Source organism: Myxococcus eversor (genome assembly GCF_010894455.1).
GTDB classification, from domain to species: Bacteria; Myxococcota; Myxococcia; order Myxococcales; family Myxococcaceae; genus Myxococcus; species Myxococcus eversor.
This window is the reverse complement of the sequence record NZ_JAAIXY010000007.1, coordinates 290,162-316,415: the sequence shown is the minus strand read 5'-3', so window position 1 is coordinate 316,415 and position 26,254 is coordinate 290,162. Positions and strand designations below refer to the sequence as shown.

23 protein-coding genes and 1 pseudogene are annotated in these 26,254 nt (G+C 68.3%); 14 read left to right on the top strand and 10 right to left on the bottom strand.

Annotated features, from left to right (window positions below; translation table 11 throughout):
* The 4 genes from G4D83_RS16705 to G4D83_RS16690 all read left to right on the top strand — a co-directional run bounded on the left by G4D83_RS16705 (position 1) and on the right by G4D83_RS16690 (position 3,447).
* Entirely contained in the window at positions 1-1,170 is a 1,170-nt protein-coding gene (locus tag G4D83_RS16705) for a multicopper oxidase family protein (protein WP_163865748.1), read from the top strand.
* Between the two features lie 87 nt (positions 1,171-1,257).
* Positions 1,258-2,226, top strand: coding sequence for a sigma 54-interacting transcriptional regulator (locus tag G4D83_RS16700; RefSeq protein ID WP_163865747.1), 969 nt, complete (start codon positions 1,258-1,260; stop codon positions 2,224-2,226).
* 51 nt (positions 2,227-2,277) lie between these two features.
* Entirely contained in the window at positions 2,278-2,814 is a 537-nt protein-coding gene (locus G4D83_RS16695; protein ID WP_163865746.1) for an SRPBCC family protein, read from the top strand.
* Between the two features lie 18 nt (positions 2,815-2,832).
* Entirely contained in the window at positions 2,833-3,447 is a 615-nt protein-coding gene (locus G4D83_RS16690) for a DUF3052 family protein (protein ID WP_163865745.1), read from the top strand.
* On the opposite strand, the gene G4D83_RS16685 is transcribed toward G4D83_RS16690, so the two are convergent.
* The 3 genes and pseudogenes from G4D83_RS16685 to G4D83_RS47220 form a co-directional block, all read right to left on the bottom strand.
* Positions 3,425-4,018, bottom strand: a complete 594-nt coding sequence (locus G4D83_RS16685; RefSeq protein WP_163865744.1) for a GNAT family N-acetyltransferase — start codon at positions 4,016-4,018, stop codon at positions 3,425-3,427. The two genes, G4D83_RS16690 and G4D83_RS16685, sit on opposite strands and share 23 nt — an antisense overlap.
* A 48-nt stretch (positions 4,019-4,066) precedes the next feature.
* The gene (locus G4D83_RS16680) at positions 4,067-6,853 is read right to left on the bottom strand and encodes a serine/threonine-protein kinase (RefSeq protein WP_240356364.1); all 2,787 of its coding nucleotides are present in this window, start codon (positions 6,851-6,853) and stop codon (positions 4,067-4,069) included.
* An 18-nt stretch (positions 6,854-6,871) separates the two neighbouring features.
* Positions 6,872-6,967 (bottom strand): annotated as a pseudogene (locus tag G4D83_RS47220) (zf-HC2 domain-containing protein); the annotation flags it as partial.
* A gap of 32 nt (positions 6,968-6,999) precedes the next feature.
* On the opposite strand from G4D83_RS47220, the gene G4D83_RS16675 reads away from it, so the two are divergent.
* Complete coding sequence (locus G4D83_RS16675) at positions 7,000-7,701, top strand: sigma-70 family RNA polymerase sigma factor (RefSeq protein WP_163865742.1); 702 nt, start codon at positions 7,000-7,002, stop codon at positions 7,699-7,701.
* A 296-nt stretch (positions 7,702-7,997) separates the two neighbouring features.
* Here G4D83_RS16675 and G4D83_RS16670 read toward each other — a convergent pair whose 3' ends face one another.
* Positions 7,998-8,795 (bottom strand): phytanoyl-CoA dioxygenase family protein, encoded by a 798-nt coding sequence (locus tag G4D83_RS16670; RefSeq protein WP_163865741.1) that lies wholly within the window; start codon positions 8,793-8,795, stop codon positions 7,998-8,000.
* Positions 8,796-9,349: 554 nt separating this feature from the next.
* On the opposite strand from G4D83_RS16670, the gene G4D83_RS16665 reads away from it, so the two are divergent.
* Positions 9,350-13,141, top strand: a complete 3,792-nt coding sequence (locus G4D83_RS16665; protein WP_240356376.1) for a CARDB domain-containing protein — start codon at positions 9,350-9,352, stop codon at positions 13,139-13,141.
* A 215-nt stretch (positions 13,142-13,356) separates the two neighbouring features.
* Here the strand turns inward: G4D83_RS16665 and G4D83_RS16660 are convergent, their stop codons facing one another.
* Positions 13,357-14,046, bottom strand: a complete 690-nt coding sequence (locus G4D83_RS16660; protein ID WP_163865739.1) for a hypothetical protein — start codon at positions 14,044-14,046, stop codon at positions 13,357-13,359.
* A 267-nt stretch (positions 14,047-14,313) separates the two neighbouring features.
* Between G4D83_RS16660 and G4D83_RS47090 the strand changes: the two genes are divergently transcribed.
* Positions 14,314-15,492, top strand: a complete 1,179-nt coding sequence (locus G4D83_RS47090; RefSeq protein ID WP_338041921.1) for a DUF6600 domain-containing protein — start codon at positions 14,314-14,316, stop codon at positions 15,490-15,492.
* A gap of 88 nt (positions 15,493-15,580) precedes the next feature.
* On the opposite strand, the gene G4D83_RS45545 is transcribed toward G4D83_RS47090, so the two are convergent.
* From G4D83_RS45545 to G4D83_RS16635, 5 genes are all read right to left on the bottom strand, one after another.
* Entirely contained in the window at positions 15,581-15,805 is a 225-nt protein-coding gene (locus G4D83_RS45545; protein WP_205522646.1) for a hypothetical protein, read from the bottom strand.
* Between the two features lie 290 nt (positions 15,806-16,095).
* Complete coding sequence (locus G4D83_RS16650; RefSeq protein WP_163865737.1) at positions 16,096-16,350, bottom strand: hypothetical protein; 255 nt, start codon at positions 16,348-16,350, stop codon at positions 16,096-16,098.
* Positions 16,351-16,436: 86 nt separating this feature from the next.
* Positions 16,437-16,769, bottom strand: coding sequence for an AgmX/PglI C-terminal domain-containing protein (locus G4D83_RS16645; protein WP_163865736.1), 333 nt, complete (start codon positions 16,767-16,769; stop codon positions 16,437-16,439).
* A 162-nt stretch (positions 16,770-16,931) separates the two neighbouring features.
* Positions 16,932-17,315, bottom strand: a complete 384-nt coding sequence (locus G4D83_RS16640; protein ID WP_163865735.1) for a VOC family protein — start codon at positions 17,313-17,315, stop codon at positions 16,932-16,934.
* Between the two features lie 121 nt (positions 17,316-17,436).
* Positions 17,437-18,321, bottom strand: a complete 885-nt coding sequence (locus G4D83_RS16635; protein ID WP_163865734.1) for a LysR substrate-binding domain-containing protein — start codon at positions 18,319-18,321, stop codon at positions 17,437-17,439.
* A gap of 102 nt (positions 18,322-18,423) precedes the next feature.
* On the opposite strand from G4D83_RS16635, the gene G4D83_RS16630 reads away from it, so the two are divergent.
* The 7 genes from G4D83_RS16630 to G4D83_RS16600 all read left to right on the top strand — a co-directional run bounded on the left by G4D83_RS16630 (position 18,424) and on the right by G4D83_RS16600 (position 26,230).
* Positions 18,424-20,070 (top strand): acetolactate synthase large subunit, encoded by a 1,647-nt coding sequence (locus G4D83_RS16630; RefSeq protein ID WP_163865733.1) that lies wholly within the window; start codon positions 18,424-18,426, stop codon positions 20,068-20,070.
* Entirely contained in the window at positions 20,060-21,508 is a 1,449-nt protein-coding gene (locus G4D83_RS16625) for an aldehyde dehydrogenase family protein (protein ID WP_163865732.1), read from the top strand. The genes G4D83_RS16630 and G4D83_RS16625 overlap by 11 nt, the downstream gene beginning before the upstream one ends.
* Positions 21,509-21,594: 86 nt before the next feature.
* The gene (locus tag G4D83_RS16620) at positions 21,595-22,062 is read left to right on the top strand and encodes a nuclear transport factor 2 family protein (protein WP_163865731.1); all 468 of its coding nucleotides are present in this window, start codon (positions 21,595-21,597) and stop codon (positions 22,060-22,062) included.
* Positions 22,063-22,253: 191 nt separating this feature from the next.
* Positions 22,254-23,477: a mechanosensitive ion channel family protein gene (locus tag G4D83_RS16615; protein ID WP_163865730.1), complete on the top strand. Its 1,224-nt coding sequence runs from the start codon at positions 22,254-22,256 to the stop codon at positions 23,475-23,477.
* A 271-nt stretch (positions 23,478-23,748) separates the two neighbouring features.
* A complete protein-coding gene (locus tag G4D83_RS16610) occupies positions 23,749-24,936 on the top strand; it encodes a M20/M25/M40 family metallo-hydrolase (RefSeq protein WP_163865729.1) in 1,188 nt (395 codons plus the stop codon).
* Between the two features lie 134 nt (positions 24,937-25,070).
* Entirely contained in the window at positions 25,071-25,259 is a 189-nt protein-coding gene (locus G4D83_RS16605) for a choice-of-anchor Q domain-containing protein (protein ID WP_338041923.1), read from the top strand.
* Complete coding sequence (locus tag G4D83_RS16600; RefSeq protein WP_240356363.1) at positions 25,256-26,230, top strand: serine hydrolase; 975 nt, start codon at positions 25,256-25,258, stop codon at positions 26,228-26,230. Before G4D83_RS16605 ends, G4D83_RS16600 begins: the two co-directional genes overlap by 4 nt.
* Positions 26,231-26,254: the final 24 nt, after the last annotated feature.

Below are 26,254 nucleotides of genomic sequence, written 5' to 3'. Positions count from 1 at the left end.
ATGCGCGCGCTCGAGACAGTGGCGGTGCTGGTCTCCTTGATGGGCCTGCTGCTTCCCGGGGGACCGGGGCACGCGCAGGAAGACGCGGTGCTGGAGGAGACGCTTCCTCCTCCCTCGGCACGGGTGGACCTGCTGCTGCAGAAGGTGAAGCCCAGGCTGGAGCAGGGGCAGGCCGTCTGGGAATACGAGCTGGTGGTGAGCGAGCGCAAGCTCCGGCTGGTGGACGGCACGTACTACAAGGTCTGGTCCTTCGGCGGCAGCACGCCCGGTCCCACGTTGATCGCCAGGGAAGGGGACAGGGTCCGCATCCGCGTGGTGAACGAGACATCCAACTCACACTCGCTCCACTCCCATGGCCTGTGGGTGCCACACCGCATGGACGGTGCCCCGCACCCGCATCCTCCCGGCGCGGGCGAGCACGCTGGCCACGGCGGTGCCAAGGCCGAGGCGTTGCCCGCATGGGCCAATCCCATCCCTCCCGGTGGCAGCTACACCTATGACTACATCGCGCGCCCCGCGGGGACGCACTGGTATCACTGTCACGTCAACACGAACGAGCACCTGGACCGGGGCATGAGCGGCGCGCTCATCGTCCTGCCCCGGCTTCCCGAGCCGCGCGTGGACCAGGACATCGTCCTCCTGCTCGACGAGTGGAACCGCGACTACGCGGAGCTGGGGACGCCGGGCCATCCCAAGCAGATGGCGGGCTACGACATCTTCACGTTCAACGGCCGCTCCTACCCGGAGACAGAGTCGTTCCAGCCGCGCCTGGGCGACGTGGTGAGGCTGCGTTTCATCAATGCCGGCGCGCTGATGCACTCCATGCATCTGCATGGCCACGAGTTCCTGGTCACCCACAAGGACGGCCAGCCCCTGTCGGAGCCCGCATTGATGGACACGGTGTCGTTGGGGCCGGGGGAGCGCGTGGACGTCGTCTTCGTGGCGAACAATCCCGGGGACTGGCCCCTGCATTGTCATTCCTCGCCCCATGTCACCAATGCGGGCAAGTACCCCGGAGGGATGATGGCCCACTTCCAGGTGGGGGATGATCGCTTCCCCCGCGAAGGCGAGGGGCCCGTGAGGCCCGGCATACGTTCACTGCGCGAGGTCTGGCGGGCCTCGGCCGCGCGCGCGCTGAGGGCCGACCTGGAAAAGTCGGCACGTCCGTGATCAGATTCGAACGTTCTATCCATCAAGACTTGCTCGTGACGCCCACGGCCCCCGCCGCGCGGCGGGCCCATTGAATGGATGGCCATCATGGAAATCGTTGGCCGGAGTCTGGAGCACCAGAGGTTGCTCGCCCAGCTCGCGAGGGTGGCTCCCACCATGACGGAAGTCCTCATCACCGGACCCACGGGCGTGGGGAAGGAGCGCTACGCCCGCTACCTGCATGAACAGAGCCGACAGCACGGCGGCGGCTTCGTGGCCATCAACTGCGGCGCGCTGCCTCCGGACCTGCTGGAGAACGAGCTGTTCGGCCATGTCGCCGGAGCCTTCACCGGGGCGCACCTCAAGAGCGAGGGTTTGATTGCCAGCGCCGAGGCGGGGACGCTCTTCCTCGACGAGGTGGACTCGCTGGCCCTCGCCAGCCAGGTGAAGCTGCTGCGCTTCATCCAGGAGCGCGAGTACCGACGGCTCGGAGAGAACCGCATGCGGCGCGCGGATGTGCGCATCGTCGCCGCGACGAACGCGGACCTGCTGGAGGCCGTGAGGGACGGGCGCTTCCGCGCGGACCTGTTCTTCCGCCTGCGCGTAGTGCCCATCCGCGTGCCGCCCCTGCGCGAGCGCCCCGCGGACATCCTCCCCCTCCTGGACTCCTTCACCCACCACTACGCGGCGGCCTATGGCCTGCCGCCCGTCGAGTACTCACGAGGCGCCCTGCGCTGGTTGGAAGACTATGCGTGGCCGGGCAATGCCCGCGAGTTGGAGAACTGTGTCCGTTACCTGACGGCGCTCCAGTTGGGCCGTCCGGTGGAACCGCCGGACATCGACTTGTTGGACCCGGAGTCCTCTCATCCAGAGCTGGCCCCAAGGCTCCGGTTGGACCTGGCCTTCCAGCGCGCGAAACGCAATCTCATCGATGATTTCGAGCGGCGCTACATCACCGAGGCGCTGCGTCGCAATGGAGGCAACATCTCACGCGCCGCGCGCGCGAGTGGAAAGGCCCGCAGGGCCTTCTTCGAGCTGATGCGCAAACATGGACTGCATGGCAGTGCGATGCGCTGACAGGGTGGGAGCGGTTGACGTCTGGAGTTGGGACGACTTAGTACACTCGCCGTGAAGACGAGGAAGAGCATGTGGATAGTGGGCGCGCTGGGCTCGGTGGCGGGGCTCGCGGCGGTGGTTGTTGGCATCGGGACATTGCTGCCAAGAGACCACGTCGCCTTTCGCAGCATCATCTTGAAGCAGCCGTTGGACACCGTCTGGCCGGTCATCTCCGACATCGCGGCGTGGCCCTCTTGGAACAAGGGCCTCAAGCGGGTGGAGCGTCAGCCGGACCGTGACGGGCACGCGGTGTTCATGGTGGAGGACTCCAACGGCTCGTTGCCCTCGGAGGTGCTGGAGGAGGCACCTCCGCCGAAGGCCACGCTCGTCACCCGCATCCAGGAAGCGGGGCTGCCCTTCGGCGGGACGTGGACGTGGAAGGCGGAGCCGGTGGAGTCGGGCGTGCGGGTGTCCATCACGGAGAATGGCTCCGTGTACAACCCGTTCTTCCGCTTCATGTCGAAGTTCGTCTTTGGCCATCACCGCAACATGGACTCGTACCTGAAGGCGTTGGGGCAGCGGTTTGGCGAGGCCGTCGAGCCGGGCTGAGCGGAGCGAGGAGCGCGCATGGGGTCCGAAGTGCTGTGCAAGGTGTCCTTCCAGGGCCAGACGTCGGAGGGAAAGGCTTATCTGGAGAGCGAGAAGGTCACCTTCCGGGGGACGTTCCGGTTCGACATCCCGGTGAAGGCGGTGTCCAACGTGGAGGTCTCCCGAGGCGTGCTGAAGGTGTCCACGGCGGAGGGGCTGGCCAGCTTCTCGCTGGGGCCGGAGCTGGCGGAGAAGTGGGCGAACAAGCTGAAGAACCCTCGCGGCCTCTTGGACAAGCTGGGCGTGAAGGCGGGCCAGAAGCTGTGCGTGCTCGGGGTGAAGGACGAGGACTTCCTCGCGCAGTTGGAGCGCAAGGTGGGCGAGGTCCACACGGGCCGCGCGCCCAAGGAGTGTGACCTGCTCTTCGTCGCCGTGGACGGCCCCGAGGATTTGGATCGCCTGGGGACGCTGCAGCGGAGCATCAAGCGCGACGGGGGCATCTGGGTCATACGGCCCAAGGGCAAGGCGTCGAAGCTGGCGGATGGAGAGGTCATCGCCGCCGCCAAGGCGCAGGGCCTGTCGGTGGTGAAGGTGGCGAAGTTCTCCGAGACTCACACCGCGGAGAAGCTCGTCATCCCGCTGAGCCAGCGCTGACGGGCGCGGGCTCGCTCCAATCCCAGGCCACCACGGCCCACTCGTCCGTCGCGTCGCGGTAGGTGTGCAGCGGCTTGAAGCCCACGCGCTCATGGGCGCGCATGGAGCGCGTGTTGCGGGTGGAGACCTCGGTGACGAGCAGGTCGAAGCGCTCGCGATACAGCTCGCGGTGCTTGGCATAGAGCTGCTCGAACACGCCCTTGCCCCGGTGGGCCTTGTCGATGCAGACCTGCCCCATGACGTAGAACCGCTGCTCCGTCAGCGGACGGCCCTGGTACTCCAGCGTGTCCAGCAGGTCGAACATGGGGACGAGCAAGGGCATCAGCGCGCGGCACTCCCGAGGCATCGTCAGCGCATAGGCCACCAGCTCACCTTCGTGGCTCGCGATGATGCTGGGGGCCAGGGCGTGCATCCGCTCCAGGGCGGACACGTCATGCTCCACGGTGACGAAGCCCTGCGAGCGCATCTCATCCGTGCTGATGGCCTTGGGCAGGTTCTTTCGCTGGAGGTCGAGGATGCGCGGCAGCTCCGAGGGGCTGCGCACCGACGTCACGTCATAGGGGCTGGCCATGCCGTGGGAGGATAGTGGAGTCCTGGCGCATGTGTCTTCCCCAGCGCTTCAGTGGGAGCCGGGCGCTCCGTGGGTCGCCAGCCACTGTGAGACGGTCTTGAACTCGTTCTCACGGGACTTGAGGTCGCCCTGGTTGTAGGCCTGCGCGGCGGTGGCCAGCCGCACTGCCCGCTTGCGGTCTCCGGAGGTGCTCACCAGTGCTCGTGCGAGCGCGAAGCGCGCATCGGACTGATGGTCCCGGTCCTTCTCGGCGGTCAGCCGCTCGAAGAGGAGGACCGCTCGCTCCAGGAGGGGGAGCGCCTTCCGGGGCTGCTGGAGTCCCAGGTAGTCTTCGCCAAGGCACTTCAAATCCCTCGCCACGAAGGCGCTGTCGGGCCCGGAGGTCTTCTCCGCGATGGCGAGGGCTCGCTGGTGTGTCTTCAGCGCTTCGTCGAAGCGCCCCACGGAGGCCTGCACCTCTCCCATCTTCGACAGGGGTACGACGAGGTCCGCGTGCTCTGTCCCTTGCACCTTGTCGCGGATGCGCACGGCCTTCTCGTAGTGCTGGATGCTCTCCTCCGGGCGGCCCGCTTCCATCAGGAAGCCCCCCAGGTTGAAGTACACGCTGGCCGTCGGCTCGCTCTCCTCTCCGTAGACGCGCGCATTGATTTTCAGGGACTCACGTCCGTACTTCAGCGCGCTCTCGTGGTCGCCGAGCCGCACGCTGAAGACCGCCAGGTTGCTCAAGACGGTGGCCAGATAGGGATGCTCGGGGCCATAGGTCCTCCGATAGACGGCCTCCGCCTCGAGCAGGTAGCGCAAGCCCTCCGAGTGTCGCTGGAACTCGTAGAGGGCATGGCCCATGGTGAGCAGCGCCGTGCCCAGCTCCGGGTCGTTCCCCGTGTAGAGCTTCCGGGCCAGCTCCACCGCCCGCTCACTCGCGGCCAGGGCCTCCTCCCTTCGGCCCCGGACGCGGTGCAGGCTGGCGAGGTTCCGGAAGTACCTCGCCTCGATGCGCGCATCGCCTCCGAGACGCCTGAGCGCCGCTTCCGCATGGGCGGGGGCCATCCCGTCAGGGTCCACCTCCGGGCCCACCAGGCTGAGCAGGCGAATCATGCCCGCCCACGACTCGGCGGCCTGTCGGTCATGTCGGCTCGCGGTGGCCACCTGGATGGCCAGGTGCAACGTCTTGATGCCTTCGCGGTGGGCCAGGTTCTTTCCCTGGGACTCCGCGAGCAAATCCAACACCTCGGCCTCCAGGGGGCCGTAGCCCAGCGCGTGGGCCTCGCGGGCCACCTCGGTCGCGAGCTTGAGCGCGAGGGCCACCTGCCCGGCGGTGAGCTTCGCGCGGACCTGCGCGCGCTGCGTCCGGATGGCCTCCATGTGTTTCTGGCTCGCCTCATCGGTGGGCGGCGGCTCCGGCGCGGCGAGCGCGGAGAGGTTCGCGCAGACCGACAGGTTCTCCAGGCCGTGCACCATGCGTGACGCGTTCTGGATGACCTGTTTGTCGCCGGTCGCCAGCGTGTCCACGACGGCGCCCAAATCCTTGAGTCGCTGGTCCATGCAGATGACGCGGCGCTCGAGCAGGCGCTCCGTCTGCTGGCCCTTCACGCGCGTGGCGATGCAGGCCTCGTGGCTCTCCGCCACCCAGCTTCCCGCATAGCCATCCAGCGTGTGTTGCACCTCGCTCCAGGCACCGGCGGCATAGGGCAGGGCGCTGCCGGTGAAGACCGCGCGCACCGCGTCCTTGCGCGCGGGGTCCCAGACTCCGATGAGCGCCTGCTCACTGCCCGCGCACGGGTCTCCGGAGGTGGAGCGGTGCAGGGCCGCGCCTCCCGCCAGGAGCAACAGCCCCGCGCTCGCGGCGAAGACGGCGCGACGCCATGTCTCCCCCGGAGCGCGGGAGAGCCCGCGCAGCAGCGCCTCCATGGACTCGTGGCGTGCGTCGGGCGCGGCGGACAGGCCGCGGAGAATCACCTGATGCACCCAGGCGGGAACGTTCGAGCCTTGCGGCGGGCGCGGGCCTGGCGCGGCTCGGGGCGCGTCTGGCGCGGGCTTCGCCACCGCCTGCGTGACGAAGGGCCGCTGGCCGTAGAGCGCCTCATGGAGCGCGACGCAGAAGCTGTACTGGTCGCTGCGCGCGTCCGAGGGCTCGCCGCGCTTCTGCTCGGGAGACATATACGCCGGCGTCCCCAGCACCATGTCGGAGCGCGTGTGCCACTCCGAGCGCAGGGGCGCGGGCACGGTGGGGCCCGGCGGGGTGGGCGTGTCGTCGACGCCCTCGACGATGCGCGCCAGCCCGAAGTCGGTGATGCGCACACGGCCGTCCTTGCCGACGAGCGCGTTGTCCGGCTTGAAGTCGCGGTGGACCAGTCCCTGCGCATGGGCGGCGGCGAGGCCGCGTCCGGCCTGCATGAACAGGCTCAGCGTCTCGCGCCAGTCGCCGCGCCCCTTGCGCGAGCGGATGTGCGCGCGCAGCGTGGTGCCGTCCACCAACTCCATGGCGAGGAAGACATGCTCGCCGAAGCGGCCCGCGTCATGGATGGTGATGACGTTGGGGTGGATGACGCGCGCGGTGGCCTGGGCCTCGCGCAGCAGCCGGGCCTGCGCGCGCTCCAGGTGCGCGGGAGTCGTCGAGTCGATGCGAATCAGCTTGAGCGCGACGCGGCGGTCCAGCTCCGGGTCGTACGCCGCGTGGACGACGCCCATGCCTCCCGCGCCAATGCGCTCGAGCACGACATAGCGACCCATCAGGGCGCCTCGTTCGAGCCACGACAGCACCACGCCCGTGGGCGAGGGCGAAGGTCGGGACTCCGGGCTCGCCTCCCCGTCCTCCGCGCGAGCCGCCTCCGCCACGAGTGCTCGACAGGAGGCGCAGGAATCAAGATGCTGTTCCACCTGGCGCGTCGCTTCGGCGTCCAGTTCACCCTGTGCGAAGGCGAAGAGTCGTCGCGTCTCGAGGCATTCCATTTCGCCGGCGACGATAACCGACGGGGGCGGTCATGACGATGAATGGCGCCGACCATGAAGACGATGTGGCTTTCGCGCGAGCCTGTGCGCGCGGCGACACACAGGCTCTCGCGGAGTTCGAGGCGCGCTATACCCCGCAGCTCCGCAAGGCGCTGCTGCACCGGGGGCTGGACGTCTCGGTGGCGGACGAGGCGCTTCAGGTGCTGCGCGTGAAGCTTTTTCTCCCCAGCGGCGAGCGAGCCCCGCGCATCGTGGATTACGAGGGACAGGGCGCACTGCTGGCATGGCTGCGTGTCGCCGCGCTGCGCACCGCGCTCAACCTGATGCGGGAGCGAAAGATTTCGTTCGACTTGGATGACTCCAAGCTCGTGGAAACGAGCGTGCAGGAGGTGGACGCGGACCGGCGGTTCATCCAGGAGCACTACCGCGAGGACTTCGCGGCGGTATTCCAGGAGGCGCTCAGGGCGCTGGAGCCTCGGGCGCGCACGCTCTTGCGCCTGCATCTGGTGGAAGGATTGGGGACGGCGCAGATTGCCCGCGCGTACCAGGTGGACCGCTCCACGGTGAAGCGGTGGCTGGCCCAGGCCCGGGAGCAACTGCGCGATGATGTGCGCCAGCGTCTGGCTGCCCGCCTGGGGGAGGACTCGCAGGGGCTCAGCAGCTTGCTTCGGGTGCTGCAGAGTCAGTTGGACTTGAGCATCCGCAGCGTGATGAAGGACGCGACGCCCTCGTGATTTCTCCGGAGGATTCGGGGCGGAAGCGCTGGGAAACCAGGGGGTTGTGACGCGGGAGGAGATTCGCTCGCGAGAAATGCGCCACCTTTTCGCGGGCTGTGTCTCCAGGGAGATGCACCCCGGAGCGCGCCTTGTTTCCTCACACCCCACGCGCGGGTCCGGGGCGGGCTGAGCGTTGCGGTTGGGATTCGAGGGGAGCGTGGAGCCGACCCGCGGGGGGTCGCTCCACGCTCCCTGTTCGAACGCCGCGAGACGTGCGTCCGTGCTCTCCGAAGTCGAGTCGATGGCGGACTTCGTCAGCGCGACGGGGCTTCGCTGAGTGCGCGGCGAATCGCTTGAGTGATGGGGAAGTCGTCACCCGCGTGGCCGTCGAGCGTCATGGGCCCGGAGGGGAACAACGGCGGCTGGGCCATGAAGCGTGGCCGGGTGCCGCGGTGGGGCTGCGCGGCGTGCACGATGAAGGGATGGCACAGGTAGACGGTTCCCGCGTCACCACTGGCCAGCGCTTCAGGACAGGTGGTGGTTCCTTCGAGCTTCTGGGCGAGCTCCATGAAGCTCAGTCCCTTCGTGCCTTCCGGTGCGAGGAGCCTCGCGATGTGCCGGTGGGAGCCGATGCGGATGCGCGTGGGCGCGTCCTGCTCTCCGACGTCGGAGAACAGGAACAGCATGAGGAGCGCGCGGCCTTGTGAGGCGACATTGGCGCGCCACTCGAAGAAGGAGCCGGTGCCTCCATCTGGGGGAGGGAAGCTGGTGTCGACATGCCAGCCATCGTCACCGGGGTTCTCGGTGCTGGGGAAGCGGACGGGAAACGAGCCCAGGCTCATCCGAGGAGCCCAGCGACCAGGGCCGACGAGCTGGTCGTACGCGGCTCTCAATCGTGGGGTGTTGGCCGCTTGTCGGAAGGGCTCCTGGACATATTCGCCGAGCCGGATGACGGGACGGGTCCAGGTGGCCGGGTCATCCGGGGAGCAGCCCGTGTCGCGCCAGAGGATGTCGCGCGCGGCGTCCGCGACCTGTCCGGGAAAGGCGTCATCGAGTCGGACAAAGCCTTCCTCGATGAATCGCTGGACCTGGGCGTCGCTCAGAACAGACATGGGGGCAGGGTGGGGAGTGGTCATGGATAGCGTCGCGACGAATGAGGTTCGTTGGGCCTGACAGACTGCCAGCGGCTCAGGATTCGCTGGCGATTCGCCGTGCCGAAGTCCCGGGCGAGGTTTGGCTATGACCCACCAAGCATCTCCCGGTCAGAGCACGCGCGCGCTGGCGACTGTCGCAGAATCGACAGTCACTTGCCCCTACAGGAAGCGCCTGCCGGCTCACGAGGAAAGCCAGGGGGAGGAGGCCAAACGGGTCTCACTCGGGGTGATTCCGTGCGCTAGAAATGGGGGCTCCCATGCCCCCCTTCCAACAACTCCAACGAAATATCCCGCTGACAGTCCTCGTCCTGCTGAGCGCCCTGGGCTGCCAGCCGACCACGGACATGCCCGCCCCCGACACCGAGGCTCCAGCGGCTCCGGCCACTACGGCCAGGGCCGGGCTCGGCGGCCGCTCCGGGCCGGGGTACGCCGACCTGGACGCGTCCGATGAGGGCAGTCTGCCCTGGCCTCACGAAGTCATGGACTGGATGGAAAGGGCCAGGGACGTGGCCATGTTCGTCAAGGAGGCCAACAAGTGCAGCGACGGTGGGTTCAATGAGCCTGGCTGCTCCCACAAGGACATCATCTGGAAGGGCAGCTGCATGTTGCTCAGCTGGAGCTACAGCAACATTCTGCTCTTCGACCCGGGCCTTCCCTTCGAGAAGATCTGCAATGGTGAACCTACGTTGAAGTGCTGCAAGTACAATCCCTTGACCGAGCTGTACTGCCATTCAGCCTTCAATACGGAGAGGCCTATCAACTGCGAGGGCAACTCCTCTGCCCCATTCGCGAAATCCTATGGTCCGTGCCTTCCCCCCAGTCCCGGTGCCATGGGCTGCGTCTGCGACTACCTCCCCCAGTGCGGGAGCCCGGTTTCCCCGAACCCGGAGGCCGCCCCCTGGCATGGCAACCAGCTCGGCGTGATGCTGTCGAGCGCCGTCGAGCAGGGTGGCAACTCGCTCTTCCAGCAGGCCCCCGATGACTTCGTCGACTACGTCAGCTTTGTCGGGGCTTGCGCCCACCAGCAGGTCTTCCTGCAGTCCGCGCCCTACGCGAAGCCCGACGAGTTTCCCGCCGGCTACACGTTGAGCGACGAGTACCACGCCAATGACAACGACCCGGACGCGCGCTACCTGCGCGGGCTGGTGACGCTCGCCGTCCAGCGCGTGTTCTCCGGCATTCCAAACCTGTATGGTCGGTGGAACGCCATCGCCTCGCGGACCTGGACCGAGACGGAGAAGGCGGCGTACCTCGCCAACGTTCCGGACCCGGATGCCACGCTGGAAGCGTGCGTGGGAGAGTTCGGCGTGCGGATGCTCCAGCGCGCGGATCCGGCGCACTACCGGCTCCTCGCCGCCCCCCTTGAGGGAGAGACCCAGCCGGACTGCCGCGTGGGCTGGGTGGGCGGAGTCGCCATGTGCTCGGCGCCGTCGCTCACGGCGACGACGAGCGTGGCGGGCGCCACCGTCTCCTTGTTCCCCGGCATCACCGACCCGGACGAAAGCCACAACGCCGCGGGGAACTACGTGGTGCAGCTCGACTGGGGCGACGGGCGCGTGGAAGGTCGGCTCTACATCGTGTCCAACCCGGCAACCCACGCGTGGCCGCACACGTATGAGATCGCGGGCACGTACACGGTGACGGCCCGGGTCATCAACACATCCGGACTGGTGGGGGAAACCACCACGCAGGTGACCGTCACCGAGGGCTCCGGCGTGCCCGTGGCGCGCTCCGTCGACAGCGTCCGGTTCGACCTCGAGGCCGCCGTCACCGCCGGCAGCACGCACGGGCGTGTGCGCGTGGACGTGTCGGCCACGGACGTGCAGGGCAAGGTCCACTCGCTGGGTTATCACTGGGTGGAGCTGTCCGGCGCGTATGGAACCACTGCCACGGCACCGCTCACCGGCTGGCTGACGAACCGCGACCTGAAGGACATCCGGTCGCTGCGCCTGAAGCCGGCCCACTACGACGGCTCCGAGGTCTCGCTCCGCGAGCTGAGGCTGAAGGGAGTCACGCTCCAGTTCCACGCGTCGCCGGGCATGGCGCCGGAGACGACTTCGTACGTCCTGACGAGCCGGGATGTGAAGGTCTACGCGACCGGGGTTACGGTCCCCATCTCGCCGCGGATGGAGGTGGGCTCGGGAGCGCTGAAGCTGCCGCTCGCGGGCGCGGAGATCGCCATTGACCTCCCGGCGCCCGGCGCACCGCCCGATCCGGCGCTGAGCTACAGCTGCCGCCCCGTGTATGGAACGGACGCTCCGCTCATGCGGTCGGCCAACGGAGGCTGTGAGGACATCGGCAGCGGCCTCGTCTTCGCCGTCATCCCGAGCACGATGAACTGGAACGACGCCATGTGGGACTCGGCGCTCGCGGGAAGTCCCGCTCCCGATGCCAGTGACTACGGCCGGCTCAATGACTACCCGGGCGGCTACCCCGTCACCGAGGGGGCGGACAGCGCGCCTGCGGCCTTCTGCCATGACCTCATCCAGGGAGGCTTCAGCGACTGGCGGCTGCCCGCGGAGGATGAACTGCTCACCGTCGCGAGCGCGTCCAAGGCAGGCGCATACTTCCCCTATTCCACGGCCAATGCGTGGACCGCGACGAGCGTGACCTCCACCATCGCCGTGGTGTGCAACCTCCAGTCCGGTGCGTGTGACTACGCCTCCAAGGCCACCGGCCAGTACCTGGCCGTGTGCGTGCGCAGCGCGCCGCCCCCTCCCGAACACACCTGCCGCATCCCCGTGGATGGCGGGCAGACCTTCGTGTCCGCGAGCGGGGGGTGCATGGACACACGCCCCAGCGGCCTGGTCTGGAGCAAGGCCTCCGTGGCGTCGAAGAGCTGGAACGCCGCCGTCTGGGGCTCGGAGCTGGCGGGCAACGCGCAGCCGGATGCCGCGGATGGCGCCCGCCTGAATGACTACACCGAGGGAATGGTGCCGGACAGGCCGGACATCTCGACGGAGAACTACTGCCACGACCTGGTCGAAGGCGGCTTCAGCGACTGGCGGCTGCCTACGGACACCGAGCTGGGAGCAGTGAGTGGCAGCACCCTGGCGACGGCGTACTTCGCCTTCAAGACGTCGGAGTCCTTCTGGAGCGCGACCACCGGTTTGTTTTGGACGACCGATGCCATGGGCGTCGACCTGTCCTCGGGCGGCAACCTGTACAAAGCGAAGACGGCCCAGGGGCGCGTGGTTTGCGTGCGGGCGCCGGACACGAGCCTCGCCCCGGATCTGGCGCCCACGGCCTTCAGTGCGCCCACGGCGGCGGTGACCCGGCAGTCGCTGTCCTTCACGTGGACCGTCACTAACGGGGGCACGCAGCCCGCGCCGGCGACGTGGCGGGACGGCGTCTACCTGTCCCAGGACAGGTACTACAGCCACGACGACAAGCTGCTGTTTGAAGAGCCCCACGTCACGACGCTGGCCCCTGGCGCCAGCTACACCACCACGAAGTCCGCCGCGCTGCCCGGGGTGCCGGCCGGCGACTGGTACCTGCTCTTCCGGGCCGACAACACCGGCGTCATGGGGGAGAAGGACGACGCGAACAACGCCTGGAGCGCTGTTCCGCTCACGGTGACGAACCCCGACCTGAAGCCCACCGCCTTCACGGCGCCCACGGCCGCGGGGGGCCAGAGCATGGTGCCCTTGAGCTGGACCGTCACGAACGCGGGCGCGGGCTCCGCGATACCGGGCTGGTATGACCATGTCTACCTGTCCACGGATGCGACCTATGGGAGCGGGGACAAGGAAGTGACGAGCCAGGGGCGCAACAGCTCCCTGGCCCCGGGTGCCAGCTACACCGCGACGACGACCGCGCGCCTGCCGGGCGTTCCCGCGGGCACCTACTACCTGCTTTTGCGGAGCGACTTCTACGAGCAGCTCTACGAATCGGACGAGACGAACAACGGGTGGACCGCACTGCCCATCACCCTCACAACCAGCGAACTCGTCCCGGGCGGCCTGACGGCACCGGCCTCGGCCCGGGCAGGGACGTCCATCCCCCTGTCGTGGACTGTCACCAACAGCTCGGCGGACACCGGCGCGCCCGAGTCCACCTTTGACTTCGTGTACCTCTCCACGGACGCCACGTGCTGCTCGGGGGACACACTCCTCACGGCCTTCTATCGCACCTCGTCGCTGGCTCCGATGGCCAGCTATACGGTGTCCCAGACGGTGACGCTGCCCACGACGCTGGACGCAGGCAGCTACAACCTCATCCTGTCCGTCGACCAGTACAACGGGGTCGCCGAGACGGACGAGACGAACAATCTCGTGGTGGTCCCCTTCGCCGTCATCCCGTAGCAACGCATCTCCGAGGGCCCCGCTTCCACACGGGGCCCTCCAGGGAGGACGGGACACGCCAGTCGCGCGCGCTGGCTGTCGCTGGCCCTGGGTTCCGTGCGCGAGGCACCGGAGGCGGGTGGGAATCATTGATGGCCCCGGGCCCAAGCGCTTCGCTGGAGGCACGGCGCAGCCGGGGCAGGGTGCACCTCCCGCCCCGGCTCGTGGCTCCCTGCTCAGTTCGCGGGCGCGACGAAGTCGAACCGGATGTACTGCGTGTTCGTGCTGGAACTGTAGGCCACGCAGTTTCGCGCCACACCCGACGTGGGGATGGTGATGTTGATCTGCTGCGTGTTGGAGAACGTCACGGTGGCCGACACCGGCGAGCCGTCGCAGTAGATCTGCCCGACGGTGAAGCCGTTGACGCAGCTCAGCGAATTGAAGCTCGCCGTCCCGATGCTCGGGTTCCCGCTGGTGAAGGAGGAGTAGTACATCTCGAAGTAGCGCAGTCCTCCGGAGGAGCCCATGTCCACCACGCTCCCCGTCGGCAGGCCCGGGCAGGGATTGGGAGGGCACGTCTTCACGCATCGCGTCGCGTTGTTGGAGAAGCACGTCGAGCCGCAGTTGAGGTCACAGTACGTCCCGTTGGACGAGTACCCCGTCGGACAGCCAATGCCACACGTCGAGATGTTTCCACAGGACGGTACGGCCGAGCAGTCCGTCGCGTTGGGGGAGAAGCACGTCGCACTGCACGCGAGGTTGCAGTAATACCGCGTGGGGTACTGACCGGACGGACAGCCCAGGCCACAGATGCCCTGCTCCGACGACGCCTCGAAGGACGCCTCGTCCTCCAGCTTCGGCTCCAGGTTGCCACAGCCCACCAGAAGCGACGCCATCCACAGCACACTGCCGAGTTGCTTGAACATGGGTGCCTTTCCGCGCAAGGCGCGACAGCGCTCGTCTGACATCTTCAGTCTGAGCGCCGAAATTCGATATTAACATGAATTTCATGCTTTCCATGCCGGCGAGCCCAATGCGGCCTGGCCGCGGCGCACGCCCCGTCCTGGAGGCCATGGCGTGACGCAAGCCGACAGGCAACCAGGGCTTGTCGGCGCCGGCACGAGGCACTCCCTTCTGGAGAGAGAAGCCTCACCCTTCGAGGAGGCAGTACCTCCATCCCCGAAGGAGGAGACATGAGGTCCTGGCATCGAACCTGGCGATGGCTGCGCATGGGAGGCGTGGGCGCGAGCGCCCTCCTGGTACCTCTCGGCGGCGCGAGCGCCCAGGACGCCTACGGGCCGCAAGTCACCGCGAGCTCCACGAACTCCGTCTCGACGTTCTACGACGCGCTGTCGCCTTACGGGACATGGGTACAGCTCCCGGACGTCGGCTGGGTCTGGCGCCCCAATCCGACCATCGTCGGTTCCGACTTCGTTCCCTACGCCACCGGCGGCCAGTGGACCTACAGCGACTGGGGATGGACGTTCGAGACGAATTGGAACTGGGGCTGGGCGCCGTTCCACTATGGCCGTTGGTTCCTCAGTGCGGCCAACGACTGGGTGTGGTGGCCCGACAATGAATGGGCACCCTCCTGGGTGGACTGGCGCTGGGGGGACGGCTTCGTCGGCTGGCAGCCGCTGGGTCCTCCAGGTATCGACATCAACCTCGGCTTGTCGTGGAACTTCGTGGGGGTGAACGACTTCGTGCGTCCCCATGTGGGCCAGTTCGTGGTTCCCCGCTCGCGCGTGCCAGTGCTGCTCCGGCGGACCCAGGGAGTGGGTGAGCGCGTGCCGGCTCGTGTCGGCGAGTGGAACCGAGGCCCGGCGCCGAACAGGGTCGCGCAGACGACGGGGCGAGCCGTGCCTCGGTCGAGGATAGCGCCGCCTCCCACGGCTCATCCGCCTCGGGCGCGCAGCGGTCCGCAGACACCGAGGGGAGGGAGCTCGGCGATGCCGCGCCCACAACAGCCCCCGCCCAGGCCCGGTTCACCCCCGCATGCCGCGCCGAGGCCCGAGGCTCCTGCGCATAACGCGCCGAGGCCCGAGACTCCCACGCATAACGCGCCGAAGCCCGATGGCTACCAGCCCGCGCCACGCGCGGAGCCCGCGCCTCGCCCAGAGCCCATGCCGCACGCGGAGCCCGCGCCACGTCCAGAACCCGCGCCACATGCGGAGCCCGCGCCACGTCCAGAACCCGCGCCACATGCGGAGCCGGTTCCACACTCGGAGCCCGCGCAACGTCCAGAGCCAGTTCCACACTCGGAGCCCGCGCCACGCCCGGAGCCGGTTCCACACTCGGAGCCTGCTCCTCGCCCAGAGTCCGCTCCGCACTCATCACCCGCTCCACACTCCGAGCCACATCACGGTCGTTGAGCGTGTCTCCCGCGGCGAAAGACATGCGCTGCCGGCCCAATCGCCACGAGAAACTCCGGAGGCCGTTCGCGAGCCTCCGGAGCGCGCGTCACGGCCGCGGGCCCTGATAGGCCCCGGGGCCGTAGATGTACCGGATGGTAGGCATCACGGTGCACGCTGGGTTCCCGAAGTCCCTTGACGTTCCAATATCGCTCGCTGGCGTGCACATGCTCCCGCGCGGATGGCCCTTGCCGATGAACTCCGAGGGAGGCGGCTCCTCGGCCTCTTCTTCCTCTTCCACCTCTGCCTCGTTCAGCGCCAGCGCGTCGCTCATGGGCGGACTCTCGGCATAGAAGGGGAGGCCGTCCGGGAAGGGCTCCTCGAGGGCGGGGACTCCTATCGCCGTCTCGATGCGTTCCGCGCTCTCATCCCGTGCCGCACTGCGTCCACTGGCACATGCACTCAGGAGGGTTGCGGCGAGAACGGTGGTGAGCGCGCGGTGGTTCGGCGCGGCGACAGGGAGCATGAGCATCAGGAGCTTCGCCTCGGGGCATGGGGGCAATTCCACCGATGGGCGGGCGCCGTGTTCATTCAATTTCATCTGGCGCCCGGATGCCCCCGCTCTCAGAGCGGCTCCCAGCCATTCTCGGTGCAATACCCGACGAACTCGTCGGTGCCGAAGTAGGAGTAGGTGCCCACGAGGTGGTACTGGATGTAGCGCAGCCCGCAATCGGGATAGATGTGCCCGACCACTGTCGTGTAGGTGGCGTCGCTGTAGAGCGTCGTCACGTAAGCGGCCTCCCGATAGCTTGCGCTGGCCGGGCTGGAAGTCAGGAAGATGGACGCGACAGCGAGAGAGGTCAGAAGCTGCTTGGCCATGGGTTCCTCCACAGGTTGACTCGTTGCCTGTCGGAGTAGAGCTGACGGGAATAGACAAATCCAGGACTGACCAGGGCCGGTCAAGGTCACTGCTTTGTCGGTGACTCTGGCTTGAAGATGTAGGGATAAGTGACGACGACTTGAGGCGTCTCCGTCGGCTTGGGGAACCTCCACGTCATCATGCTGTCGACGATGCACGCCTCCAGTGCTGGATCATGGAGGGTCGTCGTCGTCGCGACCCTTGCTTCCGACACCGTGCCGTTCGTCGCGATGACGAAGCGGATGACGACCTTGCCCCCCGTCGCAGGGAGGTCGACCTGGTGATGCCGGTAGCAGGTCACGATCTGCCCGCGATTCAGATGGATGGTTCGCCGTATCGAGTCCTTGTCGAGAGGTCCCTCTGGGTCCCCTACGTTCATGAACTCCTCCATGGACGTGGCAGCATAGACACGCGGCCTCGTGGATGGAGCGTGGCAAGCGGTGCCGAGCAACAAGAGAGGGACGACGATTCGCTTCATCGTCGCGATGCTGCCATGGCCTGGCCTTCTCGGGGGCGCGACGTGCGCCCCCGGAGCCCTGTCTCAGACCTGGTTGAGCATGATGAGGTTTCCACAGGTGTCTTCGAAGATGGCTCCCATGACGGGCCCCATCTGGATGGGCTTCTGCCGGAACACCACGCCCAGCGCGCTCATGCGCTCATAGTCCTTCTGGATGTCCGAGGACATGAGCGCCGTGGCGGGAATGCCGTCGGCGACGAGCGCCTTCTGGTACGTCGCCGCCGCTGGATGCTGGTTCGGCTCCAGGACGAGCTGGGTGCCTTCGGGGTCCTCGGCGGAGACCACCGTTATCCACCGCGCCCCCCCCGCCGGGACGTTCACCTTCTCCACGAAGCCCACCTTCTCCGTGTAGAACTTGAGCGCCTTTTCCTGGTCATCGACGAACAGACTGCAGAAGGGGATTCGCATCGTTCCCTCGGGAATGGAGTGCGTCGCCACGGGACATCCGGACGACGTTCAACCGTTTCGTTGAGCATAGCGATGGCATCGTGACAGTCAACCATCTGGTTGTGCGTTGAAGTGGCTCCACTCAGTCGCCGGTTTCTTTCGCGCGAGTGTGGACCTCGGAGGCGAACAGCTCGGCGGCGGGAGCGCGGGGCGCGCCCTTGCGCCAGAGGAGGGCGGCCAGCTCCGAGCGGGGCGCGGGCGCCAGTCGCTTCACCACCAGTCGCTCCACGTCCGCGAGCCGGGGCTCGGGGAGCACCGTGACGGCCAGGCCCGCGCGGACGATGGCCAGCACCGTGGCGACCGCGTTCGATTCGAGCGCGATGCGCGGAGACAGTCGCAGCGTCGCGAAGTACGCATCCACGCGCGAGCGCACGCGCAGCCCTGGAGAGAGCAGGGCGAACGGCTCGCTCGCGAGCTGACGCGCCCCCACCGACTCCGCCGACGCGAGCGCATGCCCTCGCGACACCACGAGCGCGAGCCGGCTGTCGAACACCGGCTCGGTGTCCAGGTCCGGCGAGCGGGCCGGCGAATACCCCAGCCCCACGTCCAGCCTTCCATCCGCCAGGCGCCGCTCCAGCCGCCGCACCACCGCCTCCTCCGCGCTCAACACAAGCCCCGGGTGGCGACGCAGCACCGAGGCCAGCGCCGGCACCACGAGGCCCCGCATGCTCGGCGGATAACCCACGCGCAGCGCGCCTGTCGCCAACCCCCGCAGCGCGCCCACCGCCATCCGCCCCGCATCCACGTCCTCCAAGGCCCGCGAGGCGTAGGTGCGAAACAACTCCCCGGCCTGTGTCAGCCGCACTCCGGTCCGCGCGCGCTCGAAGAGCGGCGTGGCCAGCTCCTCCTCGAGCTGGCGGATCTGCTGCGACAGCGTGGGCTGGGAGACATGGACCCGCCGCGCGGCACGGCCGAAGTGCAGCGTGTCGGCGACGGCGGTGAAGTAGCGCAGGTGCCGGAGCTCCATGGGGCCATCATAGATGACACCTATCGACTCCATGTGAACAAACGAATGTACGAATCGACCCTGGCTCGTAGAACCTCCCTTGTCACGGAAGGAAGGACTGCGATGAAGGCCTCGGACCTGTTCGTCAAAGCACTCGAAGCGGAGGGCGTGCGCTGCGTCTTCGGACTCCCCGGAGAGGAGAACCTGGACCTGCTGGAGTCGATGCGCGCCTCCGGCCTGCGCCTGGTCGTCACCCGACATGAGCAGGCGGCCGGCTTCATGGCGGCGACGTGGGGGCGGCTGACGGGCCGCGCGGGCGTGTGCCTGGCGACGCTGGGGCCGGGCGCCACCAACCTCGTCACACCCGCCGCGTACGCGCAGCTCGGCGCCATGCCGATGGTGATGCTCACCGGGCAGAAGCCCATCAAGGCGAGCAAGCAGGGCCACTTCCAGATTGTCGACGTGGTGGGGATGATGCGCCCGCTCACCAAGCAGACGCGCACGCTCGTCTCCGCGGAGCACATCCCGTCGGCGGTGCGCGAGGCCTTCCGACGCGCCGAAGAGGAGCGGCCCGGCGCCACGCATCTGGAGTTGCCCGAGGACGTGGCGCGTGACTCCACCGAGGCCTCGCTCCTGGCCCCCAGCGCCTGGCGACGGCCCGTGGCGGACGAGAGCTCCATCGCCCAGGCCGTGGAGACCATCGCCTCCGCGAAGCGTCCCTTGTTGATGATTGGCGCGGGCGCCAACCGGAAGCTCACGTCGGAGATGCTCCGCGTCCTCGTGGACCGGGTGGGCATTCCCTTCTCCAGCACTCAAATGGGCAAGGGCGTCGTCGACGAGTCCCACCCGCTGTGGATGGGCACCGCCGCGCTGTCCGACGGCGACTTCGTCCACCGCGCGATTGAAGCCTCCGACTGCATCATCAACGTGGGCCATGACGTCATCGAGAAGCCGCCCTTCGTCATGCGCGACAGCCGCCGCGCCGTCGTTCACCTCAACTTCTCCTCGGCGGAGGTCGACCCGGTCTACTTCCCGAAGCTGGAGGTGACGGGCGACATCGCCAACGCCGTGTGGCGCATCGCCGAGGGGCTGGGCTCGCGCACGAACTGGGACTTCGCGCCGTTCGAGAAGGCTCGGGCCGGACTGGAGGCGCAGCTCGCGAAGGGCTTCGCGGATGACCGCTTCCCCATCTACCCCGCGCGGCTGGTGGCCGAGGTGCGCCGCGCGCTGCCGGATGACGGAATCGTCTGCCTGGACAACGGCATGTACAAGCTGTGGTTCGCCCGCTACTACCGCACGCGGCGGCCCAACACGCTGCTGCTCGACAACGCGCTGGCGACGATGGGCGCGGGGCTGCCGTCCGCGATTGCCGCCAAGCTCGTGAATCCTCGTCGCAAGGTGGTCGCCGTCTGCGGAGACGGTGGGTTCATGATGAACTCGCAGGAACTGGAGACGGCGGTGCGCCTGGGCCTGGACCTGGTCGTCATCGTCGTGCGCGACGATGGTTACGGAATGATTCGCTGGAAGCAGGGGGAGATGGGCCTGCCGGACTTCGGCATGGCCCTGGGCAACCCCGACTTCGTCCGCTACGCGGAGGCCTACGGCGCCAAGGGCCACCGGCCCACGAGCGCGTCGGAGTTCGGCGCCACGCTGGCGCGCAGCCTCGAGGCGGGCGGCGTGCATGTCATCGACCTGCCCATCGACTACTCGGACAACACCCGCGCGCTCGGCGTCGGGGACAAGGACATCGAGGTGCTCCATGTTGGCTGAACGCTACCCGTACTATCTGGCGAACCGGCCCCGCCAACCCAACGCGGCCCTTCCCGTCGTCGACAAGTTCTCCGGGGAGGTGGTGACGCGCGTCGCGCTCGCGGACGCCGCCGCCGTGGAGGAGGCCATCGCGTCGGCGGTGCGCGCCGCCGAGCCCATGCGCAAGCTGCCAGCCCACGCGCGTCAGGCCGTGCTGGAGCACTGCGTGCGCCGCTTCCAGGAGCGCGCGGAGGAGCTGGCCCAGGTGCTCTGCATCGAGGCGGGCAAGCCCCTGCGCGACGCCCGGGGAGAAGTCACGCGCCTCATCGAGACCTTCAAGGCCGCGGCCGAGGAGGCGGTGCGCGGTGGTGGCGAGGTGATGGACCTGGAAGTGTCGCCGCGCGCGGAGGGCTACCGGGGCTTCACCCGTCGCGTGCCGGTGGGGCCCGTGTCCCTCATCACTCCCTTCAACTTCCCGCTCAACCTCGTGGCCCACAAGGTCGCTCCCGCCATCGCCGCGGGGTGCCCCTTCATCCTCAAGCCGTCGGACCGCACGCCCGTGAGCGCGATGCTGCTCGCGGAGGTGCTCGCGGAGACGGCCCTGCCCGAAGGCGCCTTCTCCGTCATCACCCCCTCGCTCGCGGACATCGGCCCGCTCATCGAGGACGAGCGGCTCAAGCTCCTGTCGTTCACCGGCTCGGAGAAGGTGGGCTGGGACCTCAAGGCCCGCGCCGGACGCAAGAAGGTGGTGCTGGAGCTGGGCGGCAATGCGGCCTGCGTGGTGGACCGCGAGCCCGGCGCCTCGTTGGACGTCATCGCCGACCGGGTGGCGCACGGGGCCTTCTTCCAATCGGGGCAGAGCTGCATCTCCGTGCAGCGCGTGCTCGTGCACGTGTCGCACTACGACGCGCTCAAGGAGCGGCTCGTCACGCGGGCCCGGGCACTGCGCGCGGGCAATCCCCGGGACGAGGCGACGACGCTCGGTCCCATGATTGACGAGACCGCGGCACGGCGGCTCGAAGGCTGGATTCAGGGCGCGGTGGCGCGGGGGGCTCGTGTGCTCACGGGCGGTGGCCGAAAGGGCGCGATGCTGGAGGCCACGGTGGTGGAGAACGTGCCCGCCGACGAGCCGCTCTGCGCGGAGGAGGCCTTCGGGCCCGTGGTGTTGCTCCAGCCCTTCACGTCCTTCACCGAGGCCCTTCGCATGGTGAACGAGGGCCGCTACGGCTTGCAGGCCGGCCTCTTCACCAACGATTTGTCGCGCGCGATGCGGGCGTGGGACGAACTGGAGGTCGGCGGTGTGGTGGTGGGTGACGTGCCGAGCTTCCGCGTCGACACCATGCCCTACGGGGGCGTGAAGGGCTCCGGGCTGGGACGCGAGGGCGTGAAGTACGCCATCGAGGACATGACCGAGCCCAGGCTGCTCGTGCTGCGTCAGCGGGCCTCGAGCGACGACTGAGCGACGCCTGGACTTCACGGCGCAACGACGGTTCGACAGCAGGAGCCATCCCCTGTACGCCAGGGGCCTTCCCAGGAGGGCCCTCCATGCTCAAGTCGATGCTCACGCTCGTGGTTCTCGCGCTGTCCTCTCCCTCCGTCGCGGCCTCTCCGAGTGGGGAGGAGAAGGCGGTGCTGGATGGACTCCAGGCCGCATGTGAGGCCTTCCGGAAGAGTGACGGCGCCTTCCTGGAGGGCTTCCTCGCGGACGGCTTCACCCAGATGGACTCGGCGGGGAACGTGACGGACCGCGCCGCCACCCTGGCCGAGGTCCGCGCGAAGGAGCCTCGCTACGAGGTCTTCCGCAACCACGACATGAAGGTCCGCTTCTACGGCGACACCGCGGTGGTGATTGGCATCACCTCCGTCAAGGGCGTCTCCGGCGGCTCGACCTTCGAGGCGGACTTCCGCTTCACCGACACGCTCATCAAGCGGGAAGGGCGTTGGCGGATTGCCGCGAGCCACATCTCTCGGCTCCCCAAGCCCACGCCCCCCGCGCCGACGGGCAAGCCGTAGCTCGCTCGCCGTCGCGCTTCGTGCCCCGTGGGCCGTGGGGCACCCAGGCCCGGAGAAGTTGCTGGACCGAACCGGCGCATACCGCTAGTAGGTTTGACCTCAAACTTTCACCCGAGGGTGGAGGCATCCGCGAGGGCACACCGTCCGGTGCGCTCCCGCTCGCACGCGTCCCGCCACGAGAGGTCCGAGCCATGGTTCGTTCAAGCACCCTGCTGTCGTTGCTGTCCGCCGCGCCCACAGAGGCGGCGGCGGGGACCGCGCCACCGTTGCCCGTGCCGGTGCCGGAGGGCTCCTGGGGTGGATTGGAGCTGTGGCAGTGGGCGGGGTTGGGCGTGCTGGTGGCCGGGGCGTGGCTCTTGGGGCGGGGTGTGGAGTGGATGGTGCTGCGGTTGGTGGACCGGGCCACGTCCATGACGAAGTCCGGCTGGGATGACCAGCTCGCGGCGTCCGCGCGAGGGCCGGTGCGCTACCTGCTCTTCGTCGTGCTGGTGGCCTCCGGACTGTGGGCGCTGAAGCTGCCGCCGGTGGCGAAGCTCGGCGTGGAGCTGGTGGCCCGCTCGGTGGGACTGGCCGCGGTGGGCTGGTTCCTCTTGCGCTTCGTGAAGCTGGCCGCGGGCTTCGTGGAGCAGACGGTGGTGCGCGAGGAGAAGGGGGGCAACGTGGCCCGCGCGCGCGGGCTGCGCACGCAGCTGTCGGTGCTGCGGCGCGTGATTGAAGTGGCGGTGGTGCTCATCGTCGCGTCGCTGCTGCTGCTCCAGTTCGAGGCGGTGCGCAACGTGGGCGTGTCGCTGCTGGCCTCCGCGGGCATCGCCGGCCTCTTCATCGGCCTCGCGGCGCAGAAGTCCATCTCCACGCTGCTCGCCGGCATCCAGCTCTCCATCACCCAGCCCATCCGCATCGGCGACACCGTCATCGTGGAGAACGAGTGGGGGTGGGTGGAGGAAATCACGCTCACCTACGTCGTCATCAAGGTGTGGGACCTGCGCCGGCTGGTGATTCCCATGGGCCACTTCCTGGAGAAGCCCTTCCAGAACTGGAGCAAGGTGTCGCCCGAAATCCTGGGCACCGCGGAGCTGTACGTGGACTTCCGCACCGACGTGCCCTCGGTGCGCGCGGAGCTCAAGCGCGTGTTGGAGCAGGAGTCCAACGGCCTCTGGGACGGCAAGGTGCAGGGGCTGCAGGTGACGGACCTCTCCGAGCGGACCATGAAGCTGCGCGCGCTGGTGAGCGCGGCGGACTCCGGCAAGGCCTTCGACTTGCGGTGCCTGGTGCGCGAGAAGTTGATGGCCTTCCTTCGCGCCCAGCCTCACGGCCTGCCCATGGTGCGCACCGAGGCGAGCCTCGCCGAGGGTGAGTCCGCCACCGACGCCGTCCGCCCGGGCCTGGCCGCCCTGGCCGGGCATTCGGGGGGCTGAGGGCCGCCGCCCCGGTAGGGGCTCCTGTGGGTTCAGGAGGGTGACGCAACCGGACAGACTGACGCTGTTGCCCCGTGGACACTTATTTCTCGTCCCGGAGGGCGGTATCAGTTGCGGGGATTCACTGGAAAAGCGGAAAGTGCCGGTCCGTCTCCGTCGATGCGCGCGGGCTGGCATTGCGCGCGTCCTGGGGACCACACGCGGAGGCCGCGAGATGCGGCCGCCCGCGGTGATCCGCGACGCACCATCCATTCCACCGAGGAGCGCTGCCATGAAGCGGTTGATTCCGTTTGCCCTGTTATTGCTGAGCCCCACCGCGGCCTTCGCCGAAGCCGAGGACAAAGAGCTGTGGATTTCGCTGGGCTCGGATGCCCTGGCCCCCCTCTCCGAGGCCTTCGTGCGCGAAGGCTGGAAGGCCCCCGCGCCCTCGATGTCGAAGGAGGACGTGGTGGTGATTCCGGTGCGCGAGTCGCAGCTGTCGCGCATCGCCGAAATCATGCACGACCAGTTCAACCGCTGTGCGGGCTTCGTGACGTTCGAGAGCCGTGACGAGGCGGAGCAGTCGCTGGTCCCCGAGCCCCTGGTGCCCTCGCAGGAGCTCATCACCTACACCATCGACAACGCCGCCGCCGTCAACTGCATGGCCAACGCGGTGACGGAGGCGAACGTCCGCAGCACCATCAACTCGCTGGCCGCGTACACCACGCGCTACTACACGTCGACCACGGGCGTGAGCGCGGCGAACTGGCTGCGCAGCCGCTGGGCGACGCTGGCCTCCGGCCGCACGGACATCACCACGGAGCTCTTCACGCACGCCGCCTGGGCGCAGCCCTCCGTCATCCTCACCATCCGGGGCACCACGCTGCCCAACGAAGTCGTCGTGGTGGGTGGCCACCTGGACTCGACCTCCTCCGGCAGCACGGCGCCCGGCGCGGATGACAACGCCTCCGGCATCGCCTCCTTCACGGAGGTCATCCGGGCGGCGGTGGCCTGCAACTACCGGCCCCAGCGCACGGTGAAGTTCATGGGCTACGCGGCCGAGGAAGTCGGCCTGCGCGGCTCCAAGGAGATCGCCGCGTACCACAAGAACAACGGCATCAACGTGGTGGGCGTGCTCCAACTGGACATGACCAACTACCGGGGCACGTCGGCCGACGTGGGCATCGTCACCGACTACACCAACTCCGCGCAGAACACGTTCCTGCGCAACCTCATCGCCACGTACTTCAGCACGACCATCTCCCACGTGAACACCACGTGCGGCTACGCGTGCTCGGACCACGCGTCGTGGACGAACGCGGGCTTCGCGGCCTCCATCCCGCATGAGGCGGTCGTCAGCCAGGGCAATCCCTACATCCACACGACGGGTGACACCATCGCCAAGTCCGGTGGCACGGCCAATCACGCGCTCAAGTTCTCCAAGCTCGCCGCGGCCTTCGTGGCCGAGCTGGCCAAGTAGCTTCGAAGCACAAGGCCCCCGTTCCGTCGTGCCGCTCGCCTTGGAGGCACGGCGGAACGGGGGGCCGTCGTTGTCTGTCGTCGCACGTGTGAGGCGAATCGGTCCGCTCCGCCGCCAGGGCTTGTTCGGCGGAAATCAGCCGCACCGAACCCGCGTGCATCCTGTCATCGACGTCACCCGCCGTGGACGTCGGGGTGCCCCTGGCGGGCGTGGTGGCCTTCGACTACGAGGGAGTCTCCCGGCTGGGCGTCCCGTATGACCTGGGCGCCTTCGTCGCGGGCGCGGCGTCCACCTCGGGGGCCGCACTGCCTGGAGGACGATGATGCACAAGGGGTTCGCGCCGCGTGGCTGGGTGGGAGTCGTCTGGCTGTCCTGGCTCTGGCTGGGCAGTGCCCTGGCGGCGGCTCCGGCCGCTGGAAGCCTCAAGCGCGAGCCCCTCCGGGCCGTCGTCGATTCCCTGGCGGCGGAGGCCGCGCGGCTGGCGCCGGGCTCGGACGTGGCCATCGCGGTGAAGGACCTGCGCACCGGTGAGTACGCGGGTTTCTCCGACACGGTGCCGCACATCTCCGCCAGCTCGGCGAAGGTGTTCTGGGTGGCGGCGGCCTTGAAGAAGGCCGAGGAGTCGAAGGTGGCGCCGCTGGCGGAGAAGGTCTTTCGCACCTCCGACAACGAGGCCTCGGGGGCGCTCATCGACCTGGTGGGGGGGCCGGACGCCATCAACGACTACCTGCGCTCGCTGGACGTGAAGAACACCGCGCTGACGAAGTGGAACTACGGCAAGCCGCGTCGCGCGACGAACTCGCCCCAGGCGATGGGGAATGACAACTACCTCTGCGCGGCGGACGCGGTGACCTTCCTCCAGCGCTTGAGTGGCGGCGAGCTGCTGAAGCCCAAGCCCACCTCGCGCCTGCTCGCGTGGATGGAGCTGACGCCTCGCGAGGGCTGTGGCGGCTGGCTGGGGACGCTCCTGCCGGCGAAGGCGCGCGCGTCGATGAAGCACAAGGGGGGCTGGTTGCCTCCGGGGTGCTGCTCGGACGACTCGCGCTACAACGTACTCAACGAGGTGGGGCTGGTGCGGCTGCCGGACGGTGGGCACTACGCGGTGGCCATCCTCGCGGCTCGCGGTCCGGACTGGCCGCGTCAGGCGTTCTTCGTCGAGCGGGCGTCGTGTGTGCTGTATCGCACGCTCTCCGGTGAGGCCTCGCTGGACTGTGGGGAGTCGCTCGCGAAGCAGGGTGGGCCCGCGCCCGTGCTCGTCGAGGATGGCGGTACGCCCCCGGACTACGACTGTTGAGCGCGGTGGGGGCGGATGTCGCCC

Excerpts from the sequence above, each read along its gene's own strand:
- G4D83_RS16705 (WP_163865748.1), top strand. The coding sequence starts at position 1 with ATGCGCGCGCTCGAGACAGTGGCGGTGCTGGTCTCCTTGATGGGCCTG.
- G4D83_RS16700 (WP_163865747.1), top strand. The coding sequence starts at position 1,258 with ATGGAAATCGTTGGCCGGAGTCTGGAGCACCAGAGGTTGCTCGCCCAG.
- G4D83_RS16690 (WP_163865745.1), top strand. The coding sequence starts at position 2,833 with ATGGGGTCCGAAGTGCTGTGCAAGGTGTCCTTCCAGGGCCAGACGTCG.
- G4D83_RS16685 (WP_163865744.1), bottom strand. The coding sequence starts at position 4,018 with ATGGCCAGCCCCTATGACGTGACGTCGGTGCGCAGCCCCTCGGAGCTG.
- G4D83_RS16675 (WP_163865742.1), top strand. The coding sequence starts at position 7,000 with ATGACGATGAATGGCGCCGACCATGAAGACGATGTGGCTTTCGCGCGA.
- G4D83_RS16670 (WP_163865741.1), bottom strand. The coding sequence starts at position 8,795 with ATGTCTGTTCTGAGCGACGCCCAGGTCCAGCGATTCATCGAGGAAGGC.
- G4D83_RS16665 (WP_240356376.1), top strand. The coding sequence starts at position 9,350 with ATGTTCGTCAAGGAGGCCAACAAGTGCAGCGACGGTGGGTTCAATGAG.
- G4D83_RS16660 (WP_163865739.1), bottom strand. The coding sequence starts at position 14,046 with ATGTTCAAGCAACTCGGCAGTGTGCTGTGGATGGCGTCGCTTCTGGTG.
- G4D83_RS47090 (WP_338041921.1), top strand. The coding sequence starts at position 14,314 with ATGAGGTCCTGGCATCGAACCTGGCGATGGCTGCGCATGGGAGGCGTG.
- G4D83_RS45545 (WP_205522646.1), bottom strand. The coding sequence starts at position 15,805 with ATGAGCGACGCGCTGGCGCTGAACGAGGCAGAGGTGGAAGAGGAAGAA.
- G4D83_RS16650 (WP_163865737.1), bottom strand. The coding sequence starts at position 16,350 with ATGGCCAAGCAGCTTCTGACCTCTCTCGCTGTCGCGTCCATCTTCCTG.
- G4D83_RS16645 (WP_163865736.1), bottom strand. The coding sequence starts at position 16,769 with ATGAACGTAGGGGACCCAGAGGGACCTCTCGACAAGGACTCGATACGG.
- G4D83_RS16640 (WP_163865735.1), bottom strand. The coding sequence starts at position 17,315 with ATGCGAATCCCCTTCTGCAGTCTGTTCGTCGATGACCAGGAAAAGGCG.
- G4D83_RS16635 (WP_163865734.1), bottom strand. The coding sequence starts at position 18,321 with ATGGAGCTCCGGCACCTGCGCTACTTCACCGCCGTCGCCGACACGCTG.
- G4D83_RS16630 (WP_163865733.1), top strand. The coding sequence starts at position 18,424 with ATGAAGGCCTCGGACCTGTTCGTCAAAGCACTCGAAGCGGAGGGCGTG.
- G4D83_RS16625 (WP_163865732.1), top strand. The coding sequence starts at position 20,060 with ATGTTGGCTGAACGCTACCCGTACTATCTGGCGAACCGGCCCCGCCAA.
- G4D83_RS16620 (WP_163865731.1), top strand. The coding sequence starts at position 21,595 with ATGCTCAAGTCGATGCTCACGCTCGTGGTTCTCGCGCTGTCCTCTCCC.
- G4D83_RS16615 (WP_163865730.1), top strand. The coding sequence starts at position 22,254 with ATGGTTCGTTCAAGCACCCTGCTGTCGTTGCTGTCCGCCGCGCCCACA.
- G4D83_RS16610 (WP_163865729.1), top strand. The coding sequence starts at position 23,749 with ATGAAGCGGTTGATTCCGTTTGCCCTGTTATTGCTGAGCCCCACCGCG.
- G4D83_RS16600 (WP_240356363.1), top strand. The coding sequence starts at position 25,256 with ATGATGCACAAGGGGTTCGCGCCGCGTGGCTGGGTGGGAGTCGTCTGG.